This is a genomic window from uncultured Sphingorhabdus sp. (genome assembly GCF_937872355.1).
GTDB lineage: Bacteria > Pseudomonadota > Alphaproteobacteria > Sphingomonadales > Sphingomonadaceae > Sphingorhabdus_B.
Genome location: NZ_CALMSV010000229.1, coordinates 1 through 18850, shown reverse-complemented (window position 1 = coordinate 18850; position 18850 = coordinate 1). Strand labels below are relative to the sequence as shown.

Below are 18850 nucleotides of genomic sequence, written 5' to 3'. Positions count from 1 at the left end.
CATCGACTACACCGTCATTGTCGCGGTCGAGAAGGCAGTCGTCGGCTTTTGCCGGGCTGGCCGACAAAATCGATAGCGTGAAAATGCTGGCACCAGTGCAGGCGGCGCGCGTGATGTTTTTACGGAACTGGCGGCTATTCATGGTTTTCCTCCTGATCGATTTACACACACCCGATTGCTGCAAATAGCGTGGGCAAGCGCAGTTACTGCCTTAAAACAGCTCAAAATGTGCGGGAAGGGAACGCAAGGCACAACGCACCACCCGCATGACGCGTGACCTGGTGCGACCCAAAAATACGATAACCCCGGTTGTCGAATCTGTCACGGCTTATCTGCCGCAATCTTGTCGTCGCCTGGAAATTCACCTTGGACTTGGCGAGTTATCCCAAACAACTATATAACTTTGGCACTGCCTTGAGGATGCGTATAGTATGAAAACGACATCCAATTCTCCATTTGGGACGACGTCTGTATATGGTGTCGTCTGCAGTTTGGATGTTCTCATGCAACAGGCCGGGGGGTGACCCCGGCCTGTTACTGCTGACAAAGTTGGTTAGAAGCCGATCGCGACACCAACGCGGCCGCCGGTCGAACGCTTGACGGTCGAACCGGCAATGCCGCCGGAGATGTAGACACGCGGAGCAGCGCGGACGGTAACACCACCCGCAAAACCCTGCTCCCCGCGATAGGTGGAAAGATTGAAGTTCATGCTGACATTGCTGTCGGGTACAACCATCATTCCGCCCATCGCCATCGCGGCGGCTATGCCACCCTTTGCCTGATCAAGACCGCGACCCAATTCCAGCTGTCCCTGCTGTAAAAGTGCCACCTGGTCGTCGATGACAGCCTGCCCTTGCTGGAGGGCGCTGACTTGGGTGCCGAGTTGGTTGATGGCAGCGGAGGACTGGGCACCTTTACCGAGTGTGCCATTGCTGTCGATGGTGACAAAAAACTCGGGTCCCGTCTGGGCCGCATCCGATGCGGTGATGAGGCCAGGTGCTGAATAGATACTGTCGGTCGTACCCAGTCGGATCTGGTTGACCGCCGTGGTGGTTGCACCGGCGCCGATGGCGGTGGAACCGGCAAAGGCCGCATTGGCACCCTGTCCGATTGCTGTCGTGTTGACCAGATTGGCGCGTGAGGCCATGCCGATGGCGGTACCGGAGGTTCCGGCCGCTTGGGCATCAAAGCCCACCGCAGTCGAGAAGGAACCCGTCGCCTGTGCAGAGCCGCCCATCGCCGTCGCCCGGTTGCCCTGGGCAAAGCTTGCCTGTCCGTAAGCGGTTGCGGCAAAGCCGATCGCTTGGCTTCCCTGACCCACAGCAGTCGTCACAAAATCTGACGCGCGCGCGTTGTGACCCACCGCGGTAGTGAAATCCGCGGTAGCTCGACTGCTTGCACCCGTCGCTGTCGAATTCTGGCCGCTTGCAGAAGCATTTGAACCAATTGCAGTTGCAAGCTGTGCAGTAGCGCTCGATGTATTACCGTATGCGACGGCGTCCGATGCCGTGGCGTTGGCACCTAGACCTATCGCGTTGCTGCCCGAGGCAGTGGCGCGCGATTCCACACCAATAGCTATGGTGTTGTTTGCCGTTGCCTGTGCACCTTCGCCAACTGCCACGGCATTGAATCCCGTTGCCAATGCATCACCGCCCAAGGCCGTTGAAAACGAACCAGCCTGCGCGCCGAGCGCATCACCATCATTGCTGTCACCGCCAATTGCGATACCGGAACTACCGGTCGCAGCACTGGCAAAACCGATGGCGATATTGCCACTTGCTACAGCACTGCTCGACCTGCCTAGGGCGATGCTATCTGCCGCCGCAGCATTGGCAGCCGAACCGACGGCAATAGAGAAATTGCCAACCGCGTCAGCTTGGCCAATCGCGATTGAGCGTTCGCCGTTTGCAGTCGCCGCAGTCGCAAAGTCGACTCCTCCGCCAACCGCAACCGAATCGACGCCAAGAGCTTGAGAGAATTGCCCTCCGGCAAATGATCGGTCGCCTCCGCCTTGCGCACCCTGACCAACAGCTGTCGCCCCGTTTCCGTTTGCAGCAGCCTGACCGCCAATCGCAGTGGCGTTGATTGCTGCTGTCGTATTAAAACCTAGTGCCACGGCACCGCCGTCAAGCGTCCGGGCGAAATCACCAATGGCAATCGACTTAAGCCCAGCGGCCGAAGCATCCACTCCCAACGCGATCGACGAAATCCCTGTTGCCTGGGCACCGAGCGCCAGCGCGTCGGCACCATCCCCGCCAATTGCGATCGCACCAGCTGCGTTAGCATCGCTGCCGCTGCCAATTGCTATTGCCGCATCGGCGATCGCACTCGCGGGTCCAATTCCAGTAACTTCACCGCCTATGGCTATCGATCCGATACCGCTCGCCGTTGTACCTACGTTACCGCTGCCAAGCGCAATCGATCCCTGACCTGTGGCTTGGGCGTTTGTGCCAATTGCCGACGCTTGATTGGCGGTTGCACCGGCCCCGGCCCCCAAAGGCCCCCCCCTCCGCCCCCGGGGAAACTGCAAAAGCGCCCCCGCCGGTTTAAAAAAAAGGGTCGCCTGTGTATTGGCCCCAATAGCGGTAGAACTGGTGCCCGAAGCGATTGCGTTTATGCCGCAAGCAAGAGCTGAGTCCGAATCATTCGAATTGGCTGCGCCATCATTGTCGGTTGCGGCATCGACTACACCGTCATTGTCGCGGTCGAGCAAGCAATCTTCGGCTTGTGCAGGGCTAACAGACAAGATGGATAAAGCGAACAGGCTTGCGCCTGTGCAAGCAGCAAATTTGATGGTTTTGCGAAATTGGAACGTCGACATGAATATTCTCCTGTTGAATGTGTGTGCAGAACGGTCACGAAATTAGAGGCAGGCACAGCCATGGCCTCAAAACTACTCATTTTGTACGGGAAGGAACACAAGACGTGGCGCTTCACCCGCATGAAGCGCGGACTGGTGCGACCCTGTGTAGGGCAACAGAAGTTGCCTTATCTGTCGAGGCCTTATGTGCCGCGACTGACCGGATGATGGTTTAGGAAAGAATGGCCAAAGTCAAGCGGATAACCGATGACACCTATTTCGGAATGGAAAAGCGATTACAGTAAAAATCAGGGTCCAGAACTCGGGACGTCAATGACTTTGGAGATGCCATTGCGACCGCAATTTCCGCGATCTGTTGTGACAGGCCGGGGCGGTAACCCCGGCCTGTTGCTGCTGACAAAGTTGGTTTGAAGCCGATCTCGACAACGGCGCGGGCAAACTCCGCATCAAAACCTTCCATGCCGTTAGAATCTGGTCCAAAGGGCTGAACAGCATGGCTGAAGTAACGCTAAATTAACCACAATCTACTTAGGTTCCTGACAGGAGCAAATCGCCAGTGGCGGTCTGTGAACCAAATGTGATACCTCAACAATGTTGGTGTCAGGGGCGAGGCGAAGTTTGATGAAGCTGATTATCCAGATACCCTGTTTCAATGAAGCTGAGAGCCTTCCGGCTACTCTGCGTGCCATTCCGCGCCGGATACCTGGAATTGACAGTGTGGAACTGTTGGTGATCGACGACGGCAGCAGCGATGGCACATCTGAAGTCGCGCGCCGTCTGGGTGTCCAACATGTACTGCGCCATGCAACGAACCGCGGGCTTGCAGCTGCATTCATGACAGGCATCGATGCCTGCCTCGTCGCTGGTGCTGATATAATCGTCAACACCGATGCGGATGGCCAATATGATGGTGGTGCAATTCCAGCGCTGGTCCTGCCTGTATTGGAAGGCGCGGCTGATATTGTGATTGGTGATCGCGGTGTCGCCAATAACGAGCATTTCGGCCCGATAAAGCGTCGACTGCAGCGGCTTGGAACGGCCGTTGTGCGGTTTCTGTCACGAACCGACATTAACGACGCGGTCAGCGGCTTTCGAGCAATCAGCCGCGAAGCAGCGCAGCGCATCAATATCACTACAGAATTCAGCTATACGACAGACATGCTTATCCAGGCTGGTCGAAAGCGGATGAAGGTGGTCAGCGTTCCGGTCGGAACCAACCGCACCGAACGCCCGTCGCGTCTGTTCAAATCGATACCGCAATTCATTTCGCGCCAATTGGTAACGATCGCGCGCGCCTATACCACATATAATCCATTGCGGGCCTTTGCCGGCGTCGGCCTGACAATGGCCGTCATCGGAGCTTTACCAATAATGCGTTTCCTCTGGTTCTGGTCCAATGGAGAGGGTAACGGGCATGTTCAGTCCCTAGTTTTGGGTGGTTCACTTGTTACGCTGGGCATTATCACCAGCTTGCTGGGCGTACTCGCAGACTTGATCGGCGCTAATCGCAAGCTTCTTGAAACCTCACTTAAGCGCATGAGAAATCTCGAAGATGAACTTTGCGAAGTTCGTCGCATAATCGAAGCGGAAACCACCCAGAAACGTGAACGCACCGTTTCGGCCCGCAAGATTTCGAATGGCTGAGATTGCCCCTTTGATGCCAAGCAGGTCCATTTGGGACGCCCGCAATTGGATCGTGGTTGCGATAGCGCTTGTCGCAGCGTTGCAGTTCCGTCTCATTTTCGTCCAGGGATTTAACTGGGACGAATTCTACTTCCTTTCGCAAGTGCATGCAGCGAAAAATGGAACTCTGCAGATTGCCCTGAACACCATTCACACGCGGTTATTCTTTTGGCTGCCGCAGCTGCCGGGCGAAATCGCACAGTTACAGGTTGCGCGCATGTTCATGCTGGTAGCGGAACTGTCAACTGTCGCTTGCATAATCGGACTGGCGCGCCGTTTCACCGACTTGCAAACCGCCCTGATTGCAGGATTGGCTTATATTTCTGCGGGCTACATCTTCCTGCATGGTGCCAGCTTTCGCGTCGATCCCATCGCCACAGCACTGCTCATGGCCGCGCTGCTTGGCTCTGCTGCTCTTCGGGAAAACTGGCGTTCGTGTCTGACGATCGCGTTTCTGATAGCTCTCGCAGGCGCAACAACGATAAAAGCCGTATTCTTCGCACCTGCATTTGCAGGTATCTGGTTGCTGCGTTGGAGCGAAAGCTCAGACCGCAAGCGAACTGCGGCCTGGATGGCATCGACAACCATTGCCGCGATGCTACTTTTCGTGGCGCTCTACGTTATGCATTCGCACAGTCTTGCGATTGCCGACGCCGAAAATTCGCGAAAAATGGTCAGCAATGCGGGCGAGAAAATGTTCTCCATGGGCCTGTTTCCTCAAGCGCAGACCATGTTCAGGCAAGGCATGATGTCGGTTGTTTTTTCCGCCGCAGTACTCGCGGCGCCGTTGGTTCTTACATTACAAAAGCGTTCCGGGATTGAGAAGGCGGCGTTGCTTGCCCTTTGGCTGCCGCTTTTGTCGCTCGCCATTTACCGAAATAGCTTTCCATATTTTTATGCCTTTATCATGGCGCCGGCGACTGTAGCGGCAGCGGCAGCGTTGATGCCTGTTGTCCGTCGCTATGGAGCCTTGCCGCTGGTATTGATGCTTTTGGGTAACGGGGCATGGCTATATTGGAGTACACCCAAAGACATGCAGACAGTGCAGGCGCGGGTACTTGATAATGTGCACGCCATTTTTCCCAAACCGGTGGCCTATATCGATTTCAGCTCGATGATATCCTCGTTTCCCAAGCAGGGCTTTTTCATGAGCGGATGGGGAATGGACAATTATCGCGATGCGGGGCAGCCGATGTTTGTGGGCATTCTGCAAACGCAGACCGTCCCCTTGGTTATAGCCAACCATGATAGCTTACTCGCTGCTTTGACCGGTAAAAAATCTGCGCAGCCCTTGCTGCCTGCCGACGAACAATTGCTGAGAGACAACTACCTCCACCATTGGGGCCCGATCTGGGTTGCCGGGAAGGAAATTGAGGCGGGAGATAGCATAGTCCCAATCCAAATAGCTGTACCTGGTGAATACAAGCTTGAAGGTGGCGAGGCTGTAATCGACGGTACTGCAGTGAAGTTTGGCGCAATCGTCTCTCTGGCTCGCGGTTCCTATCGCGTCAGTGAACGAAATTCTGGACCAATCAAACTTCGCTATGTCCATCTCGCTGCGCAGACCAGTGCTGAAGAACCGAAAGCCGGTCGTTATGGCGTATTTACGGATTTCTGAGTCGTGAATAACTTGACCGAACATGCTTTGAAATTATTCGAAGCTCTTACCATTTGGGTGAGAAAGCATCAGCTTGTTCTTAAGATTATTTGCAGCTTGATTTTTCTAGCTGCATGCAGCTGGGCATTTCTACAACTCGGTGTTCGTCCGGTTGACATGCAATTGCAGCCGTTCGTTGTGCTTTTCTTTTTACTGTCTCCATTTTCTTTGATCTACGGCGGGTTCGGCCTGATTATGCTGGCCCATGCAAGTGGAGCGACGATGTCCCTCGGTTTTGCAATGCGTATCAGTGCATGGGCCCAACTGGCGGAAGCGCTACCCTTACCCGGCGGCGCCATGGTCCGTACCGGTGCCTTAATGAAGGCTGGCGTAAGCACCAAGCGTAGCGCTTGGCTGGTGATAATTACGGCAATTTTGTGGATTTCATTGGCGGCGATGTTCAGCGGTGCTGTGATATATTTGCAAGGACATGATTTGGGCCTGTTATTAGGTTTGTCAGCAGGAATTTTGAGTATCGCATCGCTTGCATGGATAGTTGTTGATGCAGGTTGGTTTCAGATGTTTTTAACCTTGCTGCACCGGTTGCTGGGACTTCTATTGATGGCGCTGCGGCTAAAAATGGCCTTCGGAATACTCGGCCACGATGTTGAGCTGGCAAGCACTATTCCTTTTGCACTCGCGTCGATAGCGGGATCTGCATCATCGATCGCTCCTGCGGGCCTTGGCGTCAGTGAAGTCCTAGCGGCAATGATGGCAGGAAGTGTTGCTTTGGCTCCGGCGTTGGCGTTGCTGGCAGTTGCATTTAACCGACTGATTGCCCTCGCTTCATCAGCGGCTTGCTTGCTTTTGTGGGAATCTCCAAAGTTGCTTTGCAGAAGGAAAATTTATGGTTGAACTTGCAATGGCTACAAAGAGGGACAGTGTTGCTCTTCATAGCGGCGATTACGTCGAAAAATATAACCGTAAGCCGCTTAACCGAGTAAAGCGCCTTGTAAAAATGATGCAAATAGGGCGCGACGATCGAGTTGCCGATTTTGCATGCGGAAACGGCATGCTGTTGCAGGCTATTGGCAGTCGCGAAGGTCATTATGTGGGCGTCGACTTTTCGATGGATTTCATCGATTCCGCAAACATTTGGGCCACGAAGGCGGGATTACAAAATTATGAATTTGTCTGTGCCGATATCATCGAATTTTGCGCGCGCAATCCCGGACAATTCGACATTGGAACTACGCTAGATTTTTCCGAGCATATCGATGATGAACTCGCGCTACAAATTTATTCTGCTATCCGCAAATCTATAAAACCAGACGGCGTCTTATATGTGCATACGCCAAACCTCGATTTTTTCCTCGAATTGGCAAAAGATAGCGGCCTGATATCGCAATTCCCCGAGCATATTGCCGTAAGGAGCGGACTCGACATGGTCAAATTACTGGAAAAGGCTGGTTTTAGCCGCACTCGCATCAAGCTGCGGTACATTGCGCATTATAATATTTTGAAATGGCTGCACCCGCTTTCCTACATCCCTGTCATAGGAAAATTTTTCCAGGCCCGATTGTGGATAGAAGCGCGAGCATGAAACAGCAATTCGTCTGAGATCGTGGTCAATATACTTTTCATCACCCGGAAGTGGCCGCCTGCCATGGGGGGAATGGAGACTTATTGTTGGGAGCTTGCGCAGCGCCTTGGCCAATTGGGCTCGTTGACCGTTTTAGCGTTGCCGGGCCGCAAGGGAGGTTCGGTTCCGACATTGCCTGCGATGCTCTGGTTCGGGCTGTCTGCAGCAGTTCGCTTGCTGTTGCGCAAGCCTGCAACTGTTACGCATATCGGCGATCTGGCGATCTGGCCGCTGGCTTGGTTCGCCACCTTGCGTGGGCGCAGTACCAGGATTGTAATTTCCCTACACGGATCGGATGTGAATTTTGCCAATGGAACCAGCATCGCGTCCCGAATGTACAGGGCCTATATCCAACTGGGTGCGCATTTGCTTAAACGGGCAAGGCTGATCGGTAATTCACAATGGATAGCGTCTCTTGCCCGAGCTCAGGGATACACCGACATAATTGTTGTACCGCTGGCGACTACGCTGAAGGCAGTGAAGTCACCTATTGGCCATAATGGCGCGCTCCTGTTTGCGGGACGGATCACCCCAAGCAAGGGGCTAGGTTTTATTGTCCGTGAGGTCCTGCCCTTACTCGACAAATCGGCACACATACGCGTTGCCGGCTCAGTCTGGAATCCGCAGGAAGCCGAATTATTAAACCACCCTCAAGTTGAATATCTTGGTGTGCTTGGGCCAAACCAACTGGCGACCGAATATGCACAGGCAATGTGCGTTTTGGTGCCAAGTCAGGTGTCTGAAGGTTTTGGTCTGGTGGCGGTGGAGGCGGCTGCCTGCGGCGGGGTTGTTTTGGCGTCGGCACATAGCGGGCTGGCCGAAGTGGTCACACCGGAATTGGGTTTTGTCGCCGATGCGAATGATGCAGCAGCTTGGGCGAAGCGGATTCTATCAATTTCAGGGTGGAGTGAGGACGAGCGAAGTAGCTTCACCTCAGCTACGATGGCATTTGCCCAACAGAAATATGATTGGGACCGCGTAGCTGCTGATACGCTTGCCGCGTATGGCTGAAGCTAGATGGTGTTCTAGTCGGGCTTATTAAGGAAACCGTGCAGCGAATTTCATTGGCCTTTGCGAAGCCAATATTCTCTGGACTTTCAAAGTAATGGCGGCACTAGATGCTGAACTAGAAAATTCGCTTACGGTCAGGCAGGCTTTTGGGGTGAAATTGAGCAGCGATCAGAAATATCGTGTCCTGAGTGTCTTTGGCACGCGCCCGGAGGCCATTAAAATGGCGCCGTTGGTGAAGGCGCTGGCATCTGCGGACGATATTGACGGCCGGGTGTGCGTGACCGCGCAGCACCGCGAAATGCTCGATCAGGTGCTTGATCTGTTCGCCATCAATCCGGATTATGACCTTAACGTTATGAAGCCGGGCCAAGGGCTTGAAGATATTACGGCTGGCGTGTTGAAACTTTTGACGCCGGTGCTCGACGATTTCCAGCCGGATTTGGTACTTGTGCATGGCGATACCACAACCACTCTCGCGGCATCGCTTGCAGCATATTACCGCAAAATTCCGGTGGGACATGTCGAGGCAGGCTTGCGTACGGGCAATATCTACTCTCCCTGGCCTGAAGAAGTGAACCGCAAGGTGGCTGGTGCGATCGCCGGCCTGCATTTCGCGCCAACCGAACAATCGAAACGCAATTTGCTGGCCGAAGCGGTACCCGAAACCAAAATATTGGTGACCGGCAACACCGTGATCGACGCCCTTTTGGAAGTGGTTGATCGACTGAAGCGTGATCCCGCACGCATGGCTGAGTTTGAACAGCGCTTCCGGTTGGATTCGGGCAAACGCATGATCCTGGTAACCGGCCACCGGCGCGAAAGTTTTGGAGACGGTTTCCTGCGCATTTGCGAGGCGCTGGCCAGCCTTGCAGCGCGCGATGATGTCGAAATAGTTTATCCCGTCCACCTCAACCCCAATGTCAAAGGGCCGGTGGAAGAGAGATTAAGCGGCTTTCCCAATGTGCATTTGATCGCACCGCAGGATTATCTGCCCTTCGTCTATCTGATGAGCAGGGCGAGTATCATTCTGACTGATTCCGGTGGGGTACAGGAGGAAGCGCCTTCGCTTGGCAAGCCCGTGCTGGTCATGCGCGAAACCACCGAAAGACCAGAGGCTGTCGAAGCTGGCACCGTCCGTTTGGTGGGTACGGATAGCAAGCTTATTGTCTCCGAAGTCTGTCGCCTGCTGGATGACCAAAGCGCCTATGATGCGATGAGCGTCGCCCACAATCCTTATGGCGATGGCAAGGCCGTTGACCGGATATTAAGCCGCATCCGTCAATATGCGGCGCAACAATAACCAGTTTGCGAACCCCATGGACCTGACCCGCTTCTCTACCATTTCGATCATCGGCCTTGGCTATATCGGTTTGCCGACTGCCGCGATGTTTGCCTCGCGCAAGATCAAGGTCATCGGCGTCGATGTGAATCAGGATACGGTTGATACCATCAACCGCGGCGAGATCCACATTGTCGAGCCCGATTTGGACATGGTGGTGCACGCGGCCGTTTCGCAAGGTTATTTGCGCGCGACCGCTACGCCCGAGCCTGCAGAGGCATTCCTGATAGCGGTGCCCACACCGTTCAAAGGTGAACATCACGAACCTGATCTGCGCTTTATCGAGGCGGCCTGCCGGTCGATCGCCCCGGTGCTGCAGCCTGGCAATCTGGTGATTCTGGAGTCAACCTCGCCAGTCGGCGCAACCGAAGCCATGGCAGATTGGCTGGCGCAGGCACGGCCTGACCTGACCTTCCCCCAGAAAGCGGGTGAGCTGTCGGATATCCGCATCGCGCATTGCCCCGAACGCGTTCTGCCTGGCAAGGTGATGCAGGAACTGATTTCGAATGATCGCGTGATTGGCGGCATGACGCCGCGCTGTTCCGCCCTTGCCGCGCAGCTTTACAGCGTTTTTGTCACTGGCGAATGCGTCACCGCCTCCAGCCCAAGGGTGGCGGAAATGGCAAAGCTGACCGAGAACAGCTTTCGGGACGTCAACATCGCCTTTGCCAATGAATTGTCGATCATCTGTGACAGGCTGGGCATCAATGTCTGGGAACTGATCCAGCTGGCCAATCGCCATCCGCGCGTCAATGTGCTGCAACCGGGGGCTGGCGTGGGCGGGCATTGCATCGCCTGCGATCCCTGGTTCATTGTTTCCTCGGCGCCGGAAGAGGCGCGGCTGATCCGCACTGCACGCGAAGTCAACGATGCCAAACCGCATTGGGTGCTCGACAAGATTCGGTCTGAAACCGGCAGGATAGTGGAATCGTCGCCCGGAAGAAGCGCCGCCGATCTCACCATCGCTTGTTATGGCATCGCCTTCAAACCTGATATTGACGACTTGCGTGACAGCCCGGCACTGGAGATTGTGCAAAGCCTGACGCAGAGCCATCCGGGTTCGGTGCTGGTGGTCGAGCCTAATATTGAAGCACTACCGGAATCCCTGAATGGCGCACGTCTGGTCTCCATGCTGGATGCGGCCGAGGCGGATCTGCATGTGCTTCTGGTCGATCATAGATATTTCCGGGCATTGAAACCCAATACCTCGGCGATGATTATCGATACCCGCGGGATCTGGACGCGCTAACCCCCGGCTATTGCGCCACGCCAGCGCGGATGCTGCACTTGACCACACCCTCATGGCCCGACGCCCTTCGCTTGACCCTTGCGCAGAAAAGAACATAATGCGAACAAATGCGAGTCGGTGATTCTTTGCTGCCCGCCCTCCGGGGCGAAAAGGGCCTGTTGCGGGTTGGGGCGCACCATGTGCCGCTGTGCCCGCAGCCGACGTTGCGACGCTGGGCTAGCGGGGTGGCGGCGCTCGATACTGCGCTGGGCGGCGGGCTGACTTATGGACGGGTGCATGAACTGTACGCTGCGCAGGACGAGGATGCAGCGGCGGCAACCGGTTTTGCGCTCGCGCTGCTGACGGCAATGGCTGATGGTGAGGATCGCACTGCGCTCTGGCTGCGCTCGCGCCGTGCGGTGCGGCAGGCGGGCGTAGTGCAGGCCAATGGCTGGAGGGACCTCGGCGGACGGCCCGAGGACTGCCTGTTCGCGATGATTGCTGATGCGAAAGAGCTGCTCAAGGCTGCGGTTGATGGCCTGCGCAGCGGGGCACTGGGCGCGGTCGTTGTTGAAACGCATGGGGGCCTGCCCGAGCTTGACCTGACAGCAAGCCGCCGCCTGGCGCTGGCTGCCGAAAAATCGGGGACGACGCTTTTCCTGCTGCGTAGCGGGGCGGAGCCGGTGCCGAGTGCGGCCGAGACGCGCTGGCAGGTGGCAGCGGCGCCTTCGCGCGCGCTTCCTGCCAACGCCCCGGGTGCGCCTGTTTTTGCGATCGAATTGTTGCGCCAGCGTTCGGGGCCATCGGGCCTCAGCTGGCAGTTGGAGTGGAACCGTGACCGACGCATCTTCACCGAAGCGGCATCTGGCGATCTGGTTTCCGTACCTCGCCGCGGATCGCCTGCGGCAGCAGGAGTCGGACCGGTGCGTTTCGGCCAGCGCGCCGCCTGACGCCGCGCCAGAGTCGCCTGTCGTTTTTGTCGCCAAGGCGAAAAATGCGCTGCGGCTGGCGGCGGTGGATGCGGCTGCACAGCGGCTCGGGTTGGCACCAGGAATGGCGCTTGCCGATGCACGGGTGCGCGTCCCGGGACTGATCGCGGTTGAGGGCGATACCGCGGCGGACCGGCACTGGCTCGATCTTCTCGCGCGTTCGTGCACGCGTTTCTCGCCGCATGTCGTGCCTTTCCTTCCCGATGCCATCACCATCGACATTAGCGGGTGCGAGCATTTGTGGGGCGGGGAGGCAGGGTTGATCGAGGCGGTCGCCGAGCATGTCGAGCAGCGTGGGATGACGGCGCGCATTGCCTGTGCCGCCACGGCGGAGGCCGCGCTCGCACTCGCCCGTTATGCCCGGCTATCGGTGGTGGAAGAGACCAAGGCCATCCGTGCGCTGCCGGTCGCCGCACTGGGCCTTGATGACGAAGCGACACTGGGGCTGGTGCGCGCGGGGCTGAAAAGCGTTGGGGCGGTGGCGGCGCGGCCAAGGGCGGCGCTGGCGGCGCGTTTCGGGATCGAAGCGGTGCGCGCGCTTGAGCTGTTATTGGGCGAAGAGCACCGCCCCGGCACCCCGCTGCGCCATCAGCCCCCCTTGCGTTTCGAGCGCCGCTTTGCCGAACCGGTTGCGCATGAACGCGCGGTGGCGGCGGCCTTCGCCGAATTGCTGGCAGAGGGCGCGCGCGTGCTGGAGGAGCGCGGGCTGGGTGGTCGCCGCTTCCGCCTGACGCTCGATCGCAGTGATGGCGCGAAACAGCGGCTTACAATCGAGACCGGCGCGCCGACGCGCGATGGCGCGTTGGTGCTGCGGCTGTTCGATGAGAGGATCGCGTCGCTGGCCGACCCGCTCGATCCGGGCTTTGGTTATGACCGGCTGCTGCTCCACATCCCGCTGGCGGAACCACTTGCTGCCACCCAGCCTGCGCTGGACGGAGCGGAGAAGGCCGATGGTCGCCTTGCCGAGCTGGTCGACCGGCTGAGCACGCGGCTTGGTGTTGGCAGCATCCGGCGGCTGATGCCGCAAGACAGCCATATCCCCGAACAAGCGCAACTCGCACTGCCCGCCATCCATTGCCCCGTGCCGGTGCGCTGGCCGCCTCCCCGCACAGGCGAGCCGCCGCTGCGTCCGCTCTTCCTCTTCGATCCGCCACAGCCGGTCGAGGTGGTCGCCGAGGTTCCCGACGGCCCGCCGCACCGCTTCCGCTGGAAACGCAAATTGCACGAGGTGCGGCTCTATGAAGGGCCCGAGCGGATCGCTGGTGAATGGTGGAAGAAGAAGGGCGGAGAGCAGGCCGGACACGGTGGTCTGACCCGCGACTATTACCGCATAGAGGATGCGCGCGGCCGCCGTTACTGGCTATTCCGCCACGGCCTGTATGAGGAAAAGGCACAGCCCAAATGGTATATGCATGGGTTGTTTGCATGAGCTTCGCCGAACTGGTCGCTGCGAGCAATTACAGCTTCCTGCGCGGGGCATCGCATCCGGCGGACATGGTGTGGCGCGCGGCGCTGCTGGGGATGAGTGGTATAGGTATTGCAGACCGGAACAGTGTTGCCGGCGTCGTCCGCGCGCATGTCGCTTGGCGTGAGGTGCGCGCACAGATGCCCGATTTCCGGCTGGTGGTGGGGGCGCGGCTGGTCTTTGCCGATGATACACCGGATATCGTCGCTTACCCAATGACCCGTCATGGTTGGGGGCGGCTGACCCGACTCCTCACGCTCGGCAACCGGCGCGCGGTGAAGGGGGATTGCACTTTATATTTTGAAGATCTGTTGGAATATGCAGATGAGATTGCATTTATCGCCCTTCCTCTTTGTGTCTCTGCGCCTTTGCGTGAATCCGATAAAAATTCTCACGCAAAGGCGCAAAGGCGCGAAGAAGAATGCCTGCGGCAGTTGAAGACGAGAGCACCCCATGTCTGGCTTGGTGCCACCATGCCGCGGGCTGGGGCCGATGCACGCAAGCTGGCCGAGCTGGCGGATTTGGGCAAGGAAACGGGCATCCCCCTGATCGCCACCAACGACGTGCTTTACGCAACGCCGGACAGCCGCGCACTCCACGATATCGTTACCTGCATCCGCGAAGGCACCACGATCCAGAGTGCGGGCAGGCGGCTCCTCGCCAATGCCGAGCGGCATCTGAAGCCGCCCGAGGAGATGGCGCGTTTGTTCCGCAAATATCCGGAGGCTATTGCGGCAACGCAGGATTTGCTGTCGCGCATCACCTTCACCCTCGACGATCTCAAATATGAATATCCGCACGAACCGGTCCCGCCCGGATGGGAACCGCAGGACTGGCTCGAGCATATGGTGATGGAGGCCGCAGAGCAGCGTTTCCCCGAAGGTCTGCCCCCCATCTGGCGCAAGACCATCGATGAGGAATTTCGCCTGATCCGCGCCAAGGGCTATGCCTATTATTTCCTCACCGTGCACGATGTGGTGCGCCATGCGCGCAGCCTTGATCCACCGATCCTCTGTCAGGGGCGGGGGAGCGCGGCCAATTCGGTGGTCTGCTACCTGCTGGGCATCACGCCGGTCGATCCGGTGGCGAACAAGCTGCTCTTCACGCGCTTCCTCTCCGAAGAACGCAACGAGCCGCCCGATATCGATGTTGATTTCGAGCATGAGCGGCGCGAGGAGGTGATGCAATATATCTATAATCGTTATGGCCGTGAACGGGCAGGCATCGCCGCGACGGTGATCCACTACCGCCCGCGCAGCACAATCCGCGAGGTGGGTAAGGCGCTGGGGCTGACCGAGGATGTGACGGCGCGGCTCGCGAGCACCATCTGGGGCAGTTGGGGTGGCGATGTGCCCGAGGCGCGGGTGACCGAAGCGGGGTTCGATCCGACCAATCCCGAAATCGCACGCCTCAAAAATCTGGTCGACCAGTTGCTCGAATTCCCCCGGCATCTGTCACAGCATGTCGGTGGTTTCGTGTTGACCGAAGGGCGGCTGGACGAGCTGGTGCCGATCCACAATGCCGCGATGCCCGATCGCACCTTCATCGAATGGGACAAGGACGATATTGACGCGCTGGGATTGATGAAGGTCGATGTGTTGGCGCTGGGGATGCTGACCTGCATAAGGAAGGCGTTTGATATTTTGAACCAAAAGCCCTCTCCCCTTCAGGGGAGAGGGTTGGGAGAGGGGGAGTCGGGCAATCGCCTGACCGTCATACCCCTCTCCGCTGCGACTAGGCGGACAAGCCGCCAAGTCTCGCTCCTCTCCCCTGAAGGAGAGAGGGGAGATTTAACCCTCTCCAACATCCCCACCGAATGCCCTGAAGTCTACGCCATGCTGCAAAAGGGCGACAGCATCGGGACATTCCAGGTCGAAAGCCGCGCGCAGATCAACATGCTGCCGCGGATGAAGCCCAAATGTCTGTACGACCTTGTCATTCAGGTGGCGATTGTGCGGCCCGGGCCGATCCAGGGCGGGATGGTGCACCCCTATCTGCGCCGCCGCAACAAGGAGGAGGCGGTCGACTATCCCTCGCCCTCGCCGCCGCACGATCCGGATGAGCTGCGCGATGTACTCGAAAAAACGCTCGGTGTGCCGTTGTTTCAGGAACAGGCAATGAAGCTTGCCATTGTCGCCGCCAATTTCACCCCGGCACAGGCCGATGGTTTGCGGCGCGCAATGGCGACCTTCCGCAATGTCGGCACGATGCATCGTTATGAGGAGATGCTGGTCGATGGCATGGTCGCGCGCGGCTACACCCGCGACTTTGCCGAGCGCTGTTTCGGGCAGATCAAGGGTTTTGGCGAATATGGCTTTCCCGAAAGCCATGCGCAGGCCTTTGGCTGGCTGGCCTATGTGTCGAGCTGGCTCAAATGCCATCACCCTGCGGTGTTCACCTGCGCGCTTTTGAACTCGCAGCCCATGGGGTTTTACGCCCCGGCGCAACTGGTGCGTGATGCGCAGGAACATGGTGTCGAGGTGCGCCCGGTCGATGTGAATGTGAGTGGATGGGATAATGGGGTTGAGGCCATAAGCCCTCTCCCCTTCAGGGGAGAGGGTTGGGAGAGGGGGAGTCTGGCGGCTACCTCACCCTTATACCCCTCTCCGCTGCGACTAGGTGGGCAAGCCACCAAGTCTCGCTCCTCTCCCCTGAAGGAGAGAGGTGATTACGCCCTCCGCCTCGGTTTCCGCCAGATCGACGGCTTCCGTCAGGCTTGGGGAGAGGCCATCGAATCCGCGCGTGCATCAGGTCCCTTCAGCTCGATCGAGGATCTGGCCCGCCGCGCTGCCTTGCCGCCTGCCGCTTTGCGCAAGCTCGCCGATGCCGACGCCTTTGGGTCATTGGGCAAGGGGCGGCGTAATGCGCTGTGGGAGGCGCGGCGGACCCCATCCGACCAGTTGCCGCTCTTCGCCTTTGCCGATGCGGCGGAGCTGGGCACGGAACCCGATGCAGAGTTGCCTGCGATGCCCTTGTCCGAAGAAGTGGTCGCAGATTACCAGATGCTGCGGCTGTCGTTGAAGGCGCATCCGATGCAGTTTCTGCGCGAGCGCTTCACCCGAGAAGGGGTGCTGAGCTGCGCCGATGCCAACGCTGCACCCGACGGGCGCAAAGTTGCCTGTGCTGGCATCGTCCTCATCCGCCAGCGACCGGGCAAGGGCAATGCCGTCTTCATCACCATCGAGGACGAAACCGGCGTGGTCAACGCGTTGCTCTGGGCGCGTGACATGGAGAAACAGCGCCGTGCGGTGATGGCTGCGCGGCTGATGCGGATCGAAGGCGTGATCCAGCGCAGCAAGGAAGATGTCGTCCATCTGATGGCCAGCCGGATTATCGACTGCACCGAACGGCTAGACCATCTCTCCGAAAGCCACCGCGCCGATCCGCAATTGGCGCGCGCCGACGAGGTCGCCCGCCCGCAAGCGTCGCGCGCATCATCCTCCCGCGCACCGGGGCGCAGCGCCGGGCACCCGCGTAATGTGCGGATATTGCCCAAGTCGCGCGATTTTCATTGAATGACAGGGCAATAACATCGCAACATCGCCCGCAGGCTGCGCAACTAAAATCGACTATTTCTTGGAAAACTGGAGCGGGCGAAGGGATTCGAACCCTCGACCCCAACCTTGGCAAAATATTTCGGCCACTTTTCCCAAACTTTCCCAAGTACGATTATCTACTCTAAATCAGATGGTTATCATGTTCCTCTTTACGATTGCCTCCGCCCATAATACCCTTGAAACGCTTAAATCTGGAGACAAAATGGAGACAAAGCACCCCCCTGAAATCTTTGTCTCCAAATGGAGGGTCAAATATGCCGACAGCGAAGTTGAACAAGCGCAATGTGGACGCATTCGCGCCGCCTAAAGATAAACAGGCCGTCCTGTGGGACAGCGAGATTCGGGGTTTCGGCTTGCGGGCGCTTCCGTCGGGGCTCAAGACCTTCATTGTTCAGTACCGCAACATCGAAGGGATCAAGCGGCGCATCAATCTCGGCCGCTATGGTGTCATCACGACGGAGCAAGCTCGGGATCTGGCGAAGATCAAGCTTGGCGAAGTTGCTGGTGGTCAGGACCCGGCAGAGGCAATTCATCAGGCCCGCAGTGGCATGACCGTCGCCGAGATCTGTGACTGGTATCTGGTTGAAGCCCGCGCCGGCAACATTCTTGGCCGCAAGAACCGTCCAATCAAGGCCTCCTCGCTCGCGATGGATGAGAGCAGGATCAACACTCACATCAAACCGATTCTTGGCCATCGCATGGCGAAGAGGCTGACGATCGCCGATGTCGAGCAGATGCAGGCTGATGTCCGGGACGGGAAAACTGCCAAGGCTAGAGGTAAAGGCCGTGGTGGTCGGCCCGCTGGCGGACCTGGCGTCGCGTCGCGATGCCTCGGGTCGCTGCAAGCCATTTTGGGTCATGCCAAGCACAAGGGGCTGATTGCGGAGCACCCAACCAGAGGAGCCAAGAAACTCGCAATCAACAAGAAGACGAGACGGCTGAGCACTGCCGAACTCGTCGCGTTCGGTAAAGCCATCGCCTATGCCGAACGTAATGGCGAAAATCCGACAGCACTTGCGGTGGTACGGACACTTGCGCTGACAGGATACAGACGGGAAGAGGCGCAGTCGATGAAGCGCGCCTGGGTGCATGCGGAGGGCGGGTTTGTCTCCTTCCCGGATACCAAAACCGATGCTCAGGTTCGCTCGATCGGCCCAGAAGCACTGAAGGTCGTTCTCGCTCAACCTGAGATCGTTGGTAACCCCTACGTGTTCCCGTCAATGACGGGCGCTGGCGCATACCAGGCTGCACCAGCCTGTTTCCGGAGAGTTTGCCAGTGGGCAGGAATTGAGGGCGCCACACTTCATACCCTTCGCCACACTTTCGGCAGCATCGCGGGCGAACTCGGATTCACGGAACTGACGATACGGGCCATGCTCGGGCATGCTTCGCAGAACGTGACGCAGGACTACATCCATATCGATGAAGCTCTGAAGCTAGCGGTGCGCAAAACGTCAGACGAGATCGCCCGCCTGCTTGCCGAAGGCGCTGCATCGTTGCGCCCGGTCAGGCAAACGG

13 protein-coding genes are annotated in these 18850 nt (G+C 58.0%); 11 read left to right on the top strand and 2 right to left on the bottom strand.

The window, feature by feature from the left end:
- Positions 1 to 553: 553 nt before the first annotated feature.
- On the bottom strand, positions 554 to 2746 hold the full coding sequence (locus Q0239_RS15310) for a YadA-like family protein (RefSeq protein ID WP_298604482.1): 2193 nt from the start codon (positions 2744 to 2746) through the stop codon (positions 554 to 556).
- A 328-nt stretch (positions 2747 to 3074) separates the two neighbouring features.
- Positions 3075 to 3281, bottom strand: coding sequence for a hypothetical protein (locus Q0239_RS15305; RefSeq protein WP_298604480.1), 207 nt, complete (start codon positions 3279 to 3281; stop codon positions 3075 to 3077).
- Between the two features lie 161 nt (positions 3282 to 3442).
- Between Q0239_RS15305 and Q0239_RS15300 the strand changes: the two genes are divergently transcribed.
- The 11 genes from Q0239_RS15300 to Q0239_RS15250 all read left to right on the top strand — a co-directional run.
- The gene (locus Q0239_RS15300; RefSeq protein ID WP_298604478.1) at positions 3443 to 4465 is read left to right on the top strand and encodes a glycosyltransferase family 2 protein; all 1023 of its coding nucleotides are present in this window, start codon (positions 3443 to 3445) and stop codon (positions 4463 to 4465) included.
- A 13-nt stretch (positions 4466 to 4478) separates the two neighbouring features.
- A complete protein-coding gene (locus Q0239_RS15295; RefSeq protein ID WP_298604476.1) occupies positions 4479 to 6122 on the top strand; it encodes a hypothetical protein in 1644 nt (547 codons plus the stop codon).
- Positions 6123 to 6125: 3 nt separating this feature from the next.
- Positions 6126 to 7016 carry a hypothetical protein gene (locus Q0239_RS15290; RefSeq protein ID WP_298604474.1) on the top strand — a complete coding sequence of 297 codons (891 nt, stop codon included), beginning with the start codon at positions 6126 to 6128 and terminating at the stop codon, positions 7014 to 7016.
- Positions 7009 to 7704: a class I SAM-dependent methyltransferase gene (locus Q0239_RS15285; RefSeq protein ID WP_298604472.1), complete on the top strand. Its 696-nt coding sequence runs from the start codon at positions 7009 to 7011 to the stop codon at positions 7702 to 7704. The genes Q0239_RS15290 and Q0239_RS15285 overlap by 8 nt, the downstream gene beginning before the upstream one ends.
- Before the next feature lie 63 nt (positions 7705 to 7767).
- A complete protein-coding gene (locus Q0239_RS15280) occupies positions 7768 to 8754 on the top strand; it encodes a glycosyltransferase family 4 protein (RefSeq protein ID WP_367276122.1) in 987 nt (328 codons plus the stop codon).
- 94 nt (positions 8755 to 8848) lie between these two features.
- Entirely contained in the window at positions 8849 to 10054 is a 1206-nt protein-coding gene (gene wecB, locus Q0239_RS15275) for a non-hydrolyzing UDP-N-acetylglucosamine 2-epimerase (protein ID WP_298604468.1), read from the top strand.
- 16 nt (positions 10055 to 10070) lie between these two features.
- Positions 10071 to 11342 (top strand): UDP-N-acetyl-D-mannosamine dehydrogenase, encoded by a 1272-nt coding sequence (gene wecC, locus Q0239_RS15270; RefSeq protein WP_298604466.1) that lies wholly within the window; start codon positions 10071 to 10073, stop codon positions 11340 to 11342.
- 107 nt (positions 11343 to 11449) lie between these two features.
- A complete protein-coding gene (locus Q0239_RS15265; RefSeq protein WP_298604464.1) occupies positions 11450 to 12271 on the top strand; it encodes a hypothetical protein in 822 nt (273 codons plus the stop codon).
- Entirely contained in the window at positions 12156 to 13739 is a 1584-nt protein-coding gene (locus Q0239_RS15260) for a DNA polymerase Y family protein (RefSeq protein ID WP_298604461.1), read from the top strand. Before Q0239_RS15265 ends, Q0239_RS15260 begins: the two co-directional genes overlap by 116 nt.
- Complete coding sequence (locus Q0239_RS15255; RefSeq protein WP_298604458.1) at positions 13736 to 17290, top strand: error-prone DNA polymerase; 3555 nt, start codon at positions 13736 to 13738, stop codon at positions 17288 to 17290. Before Q0239_RS15260 ends, Q0239_RS15255 begins: the two co-directional genes overlap by 4 nt.
- A gap of 296 nt (positions 17291 to 17586) precedes the next feature.
- The coding region (locus Q0239_RS15250; protein ID WP_298604455.1) for a site-specific integrase at positions 17587 to 18850 on the top strand (1264 nt) is incomplete at its 3' end.

Excerpts from the sequence above, each read along its gene's own strand:
- Q0239_RS15305 (WP_298604480.1), bottom strand. The coding sequence starts at position 3,281 with ATGGAAGGTTTTGATGCGGAGTTTGCCCGCGCCGTTGTCGAGATCGGC.
- Q0239_RS15300 (WP_298604478.1), top strand. The coding sequence starts at position 3,443 with ATGAAGCTGATTATCCAGATACCCTGTTTCAATGAAGCTGAGAGCCTT.
- wecB (WP_298604468.1), top strand. The coding sequence starts at position 8,849 with ATGGCGGCACTAGATGCTGAACTAGAAAATTCGCTTACGGTCAGGCAG.
- wecC (WP_298604466.1), top strand. The coding sequence starts at position 10,071 with ATGGACCTGACCCGCTTCTCTACCATTTCGATCATCGGCCTTGGCTAT.
- Q0239_RS15295 (WP_298604476.1), top strand. The coding sequence starts at position 4,479 with ATGCCAAGCAGGTCCATTTGGGACGCCCGCAATTGGATCGTGGTTGCG.
- Q0239_RS15280 (WP_367276122.1), top strand. The coding sequence starts at position 7,768 with ATGGGGGGAATGGAGACTTATTGTTGGGAGCTTGCGCAGCGCCTTGGC.
- Q0239_RS15255 (WP_298604458.1), top strand. The coding sequence starts at position 13,736 with ATGAGCTTCGCCGAACTGGTCGCTGCGAGCAATTACAGCTTCCTGCGC.
- Q0239_RS15265 (WP_298604464.1), top strand. The coding sequence starts at position 11,450 with ATGCGAGTCGGTGATTCTTTGCTGCCCGCCCTCCGGGGCGAAAAGGGC.
- Q0239_RS15285 (WP_298604472.1), top strand. The coding sequence starts at position 7,009 with ATGGTTGAACTTGCAATGGCTACAAAGAGGGACAGTGTTGCTCTTCAT.